This is a genomic window from Bacteroides sp. (assembly GCA_036351255.1).
GTDB lineage: Bacteria > Bacteroidota > Bacteroidia > Bacteroidales > UBA7960 > UBA7960.
Window position 1 is genome coordinate 1 of the sequence record JAZBOS010000135.1, and the last position, 3,675, is coordinate 3,675.

The 3,675-nt window shown below is 48.8% G+C and carries 3 protein-coding genes; 2 read left to right on the plus strand and 1 reads right to left on the minus strand.

Features of this window, described 5'->3' with window-relative positions; genetic code table 11:
* On the minus strand, positions 1 to 812 hold an 812-nt coding region (locus V2I46_13270; protein ID MEE4178470.1), incomplete at its 3' end, for a TrkA C-terminal domain-containing protein.
* Between the two features lie 145 nt (positions 813 to 957).
* On the opposite strand from V2I46_13270, the gene V2I46_13275 reads away from it, so the two are divergent.
* Both V2I46_13275 and V2I46_13280 read left to right on the plus strand, forming a co-directional pair.
* On the plus strand, positions 958 to 2,238 hold the full coding sequence (locus tag V2I46_13275) for a metallophosphoesterase (GenBank protein MEE4178471.1): 1,281 nt from the start codon (positions 958 to 960) through the stop codon (positions 2,236 to 2,238).
* 158 nt (positions 2,239 to 2,396) lie between these two features.
* On the plus strand, positions 2,397 to 3,675 hold a 1,279-nt coding region (locus tag V2I46_13280), incomplete at its 3' end, for a deoxyribodipyrimidine photo-lyase (GenBank protein ID MEE4178472.1).

The window sequence follows — 3,675 nt, forward strand, 5'->3', positions numbered from 1 at the left end:
TCGGCCAGGGAAATATCCTCTTCCGAGGGCTTGCCGATCATAAACTCCACCTGGTGCAGGGCAGCTTCGGTGCCCACTACCTTAACGATGTCGCCAAGAAAAAGGCGGGTCCCGCTGTTTGGGGTAAAAGCCTGGTTCTGGTGTTTTACCCTCGATACCACTGCCTGGGTCATGCTGCCTATCTTAATTTCCTTCAGCGTTTTCCCGTGGATGTTCTGGTTCTCCACCACATAATTGCGGTTAATCACCAATGGGAACTCCTCCGTGACCTTGTCCTGGTATTTTTTCTCTTCCTTCCTCATATCCACCCGCAGAATGACCGGCAAGAGGTGAATGATAAGGATGGTCAGCACCGCCCCGGCAGGATAGGCTACCCCGTAACCGATGGATGCCAGGGGAGAGCCTGTAATGTCAATGGCTGCTGCCAGGCCAGGGGTGCTGGTCAGCGCTCCGTTGAACAAGCCAACCCCCAGAAAGGGGTGAATATCGTAAGTGTTACTCAACAGGTAACTAATCCCTGCAGCAAGGGAAACCAGTATCAGGCAAATCAGCATTAACTGCCTCCCAAATTTCTGGAAAGCGTCAAAAAAACCTGGCCCGGCCTGAATGCCAATGGTAAAGATAAAGAACAGCAGGCCGATGGTCTGAAAGGCAGGGGGGACAAGAAAGCCATAATGCCCCAGGATCAGCGCCACAAAAATAACCGCAGAAATGTCGAGCGAAAAGCCCCTGAACTTTACATTCCCCAGGATAATGCCCAAGGTAATGATCAGGAACAAAACAAAATACCCCTGGTAAAAAACCCCTGTCATAAGATGAACAATTCACTGAAATTAAGTGTTTTACTAAAATAAAACAATTACCTTTGCAAGCCGAATTTTTGAACCCTTTTGTTGATCCAAAGATAATGTTTAACCGATAAACCCAATCACTATACTATAATATTTTTAAGGATTAATGCTTTTCAGAACCCTCATCATTGCCCTCCTGCTTATCTTGGCCGATTTTTATGCTTACCGTGGTTTGCGCTCCCTGTTTTCGCACCATCGTCTGACCCCCTTCCGGAAATTTGTCTTGAAGGTCTGGTGGCTGATTGATTTGGCACTGGTGGCTTTTTCCATCTTCTGGATTGCTTACGTGCGGGGTGCACAAACTGAGGATTACATTACTTACCGCAGGTTTTATGTCCTGATCGGGGCCTTCCTCCTGGTGGTAATCCCCAAGATGAGCTTCTTCCTGTTTGTTTTCATGAATGATTTCAGGCTGTTGGGTGGACGAGTGTTCGATAAGGTCTTGCCATACAGGGCACGTTTCCTTCGCCCACTAAAAAATATGCGCCTTGGATTGCTGTTCCCCGTCCTGGGGCTGGTCTTTGCCGCCTATATGTTTTCGGTAACTGTCTATGGTTTCAGCTTTGGTCGGAAGAACTTTCAGGTGGAAGAAGTGGAGATATGGTTTGATGACCTTCCCGAAAGCTTTGACGGTTACCGGCTGGTGCAATTCTCTGATGCCCACCTTGGAAGCTTCACCCGCGAAGAGCGGGTGGCCGATGGACTGAAATTGATCAGCAGTTTGCAACCCGATCTCATTGTTTTCACGGGCGATCTGGTCAATAATGGTGCCCGTGAGGCCGAGAAGTTCATCCCAGTGTTCAGGAATCTGCAAGCACCAGATGGAGTTTATTCAATACTCGGAAACCACGATTTCGGCGACTACCGCACCTGGGGTACCATCGAGAAGAAAGACCCTGATACGCAACGCCTGGTTGAAGTGCAGACCCAAATGGGCTTCAGGGTGCTGCTCAACGAACACGTCTTCATTAAGCAAGGCAACGATTCCATTATGCTGGCCGGGGTGGAAAACTGGGGAATGCCGCCTTTTGAGCAGCACGGCGATCTGCAGAAAACTCTGGGCGAAAGCGCCAGCTTCCCTTTTAAGATCCTGCTTTCTCACGACCCCTCGCACTGGCGCGAACAAATTATCCCCGCCACCGATGTCGAATTGACCCTAAGCGGGCACACCCACGGGATGCAGTTTGGCATCAGCAACCAGCTGATCAACTGGAGCCCCGTGAAGTATAAGTACAATGAGTGGTCAGGGCTTTATTCCGAAGGCGAACAGCAACTCTATGTCAACCGCGGCTTCGGATTCCTGAGCATCCCCGGAAGGGTAGGGATGCCCCCCGAGATTACCCTGATTGTGCTGAGGAAAGGGAAAGCGCTTAGTCCTGAAGTCTGAGAATGACTCTTTTAGATTTTATTCCTGGATCCTTTATAATTTTTGCTTCATAAGGGCTTTCCCTGGATCTGATTTTTCAGGCATTTGACATTGGTGCATTAATCAAATCCCGTTTTTATTTGTTTAAAAATCATAAAAACAATCAATCATTTCTGCCGATGCGCATTTCAATATTCTGGTTTCGACGCGATCTTCGCCTTCACGACAATAAAGCCTTGTACAAGGCTCTTCAGGGTCCCTTGCCGGTGCTTCCCCTTTTTATTTTTGATGATGCCATACTGGAGCCTTTGCCTAAAAACGACCATAGGGTGGAATTCATTTATCCTACCCTTGAGGGAATAAACGGGCAGTTGAGGAAAGTGGGAAGTGGTATCCTGGTGAGAAAGGGGAACCCCTTTGAGGTTTTTCAGCAGCTTATTCAGCAATTTGACATTGAGGCGGTTTATTCCAATGCCGACCACGAGCCTTACGGAATGAAACGCGACGAAAAGGTGAGGGCATTGCTGGCTTCAAACGGCATTGCCTTTGAGCAGGCCCTCGATCATTTGATTTTAAACAAGGACGAAGTGCTGAAAAGTGATGGCACTCCTTACCTGGTCTTTACCCCTTACAGCCGTCGCTGGAATGAAATGCTCGAGCCACGACACCTGGCAGAATTTCGTTCAGAAAACCTATTGGACAAATGTATAAAGGATTCTTTTCATGCAATGCCTTCACTGGCTGAACTGGGGTTTAAGCCCTCAGGTTTACCAATGCCGGATTTGAAAATTAAGGAAGAGGAGATCCGCCATTATGATAAGACACGTGATTTTCCGGCATTGAACGGTACTTCTCGCCTTGGACCAGCCTTGCGTTTCGGGCTTATCAGCATCAGGCACCTGGTACGTCAGGCAAGGGAGTGGAACGCCACTTTCCTGAATGAACTGATCTGGCGTGAATTCTATGCCATGATCCTGATGCATTTTCCCCGGGTAGTGTATGCTTCTTTCAGGCCAGAATACGACCGCATTGAATGGCACAATAACGAGCAGGAATTTGAGCGCTGGAAAGAGGGACGAACGGGCTTCCCGATGGTGGACGCGGGGATGCGACAACTGGCTGCCACCGGCTATATGCACAATCGCTTGCGGATGATCACTGCCAGTTTTCTTACCAAACACCTGCTGATCGACTGGCGCTGGGGTGAGGCTTGGTTTGCCGAAAAACTCTTCGATTTTGAGTTGTCTTCCAACAACGGGGGCTGGCAATGGAGCGCCGGAACAGGAACTGATGCCGCGCCCTATTTCAGGATATTCAACCCCACCGAACAGCAGAAAAAATTTGACCCCGAAGGAATCTTTGTGAAGGAATGGATTCCTGAACTGGATTCGGAAAATTATCCAGAACCCATTGTTGACCACAAGGCAGCCCGCGAAAGGTGTCTTGCCGTTTACAAAA

Bases quoted from the DNA above. Each gene is read 5' to 3' on its own strand.
- V2I46_13275 (MEE4178471.1), top strand. From the start codon at position 958: ATGCTTTTCAGAACCCTCATCATTGCCCTCCTGCTTATCTTGGCCGAT.